This window comes from Paratractidigestivibacter sp. (assembly GCF_052362415.1).
Classification (GTDB): Bacteria; Actinomycetota; Coriobacteriia; order Coriobacteriales; family Atopobiaceae; genus Paratractidigestivibacter.
Genome location: NZ_DAWEMK010000130.1, coordinates 632 through 1,457, shown reverse-complemented (window position 1 = coordinate 1,457; position 826 = coordinate 632). Strand labels below are relative to the sequence as shown.

General features: G+C 68.9%; 1 protein-coding gene. It reads right to left on the bottom strand.

The genetic code is table 11. From position 1 onward, the window contains the following. Positions 1-826, bottom strand: an 826-nt coding sequence (locus ACT84W_RS09690; protein WP_444329059.1) for a helicase-related protein, incomplete at both ends; no start/stop codon positions are given.

Here is an 826-nt window from a genome sequence, read left to right as displayed (position 1 = left end):
TGGGGACAATGTAGCACCCAATCGCAGAAACCGCCGAATTCGTCTCGGCCTTGCAATCCTTCGAGGTAGCGCACGGACTGCGCGAGGTCCATTCGCGCGGGGGACGGCGTCATCCTCACGCGGCGCGCGTCCCCATAGCCCGTAACCGTGAGGAAGCCGAGCTCCTCGAAGACCCCAAGGCCGCTCTCGACCTCGGAGGGGTCGATGGAGCGCGAGGGGTCGCAGGCCGCCGCCATCGCCACGACCTGGTCGTCATCGAGGGCGAAGTCGCCGCCCGCAGCCCTCGAGAGCGAGACGAGCGCGCGCCACAGCGCCACGAGGTCGGCGCGCTCGGGGGCGGAAGACGAGAGGATCCTCTCGTTCAGGCGGACGTCGCGCCCGCCGAAGAGCAGGTGGACGAGCGCCTCTTGCCCGTCGCGGCCCGCGCGCCCGCTCATCTGGTTGAACTCGACGTCGCCGAAGGGCAGCGTGTAGAGCACGACGTCGCGCACATCGGGGAGGTTCACGCCCTCGCCGAAGGCGCTCGTCGATACGATGCAGGTGAGCTCGCCTGACCTGAAGGCGCGCTCGACGCGGCCGCGCACCTCGCGCGTAAGGCCGGCGTTGTAGAACGAGATCCTGCTCGCGAGGTCGGGAAGCCGGTGCCTGAGCAGGCGCACGACCTCGACCGACTGCTGGCGCGAGGTGACGTAGACGATGGTCTTGCGCCCCGCCGAGACAAGGCTCACAAGGGCGCTCTCGCGGTCATGGAGGTTGCGGTGGTCGACGATGCGGAGGTTCGGGCGGCAAGCCTCGTCGACGACCACGTCCTTCTCGTCGATGCCCA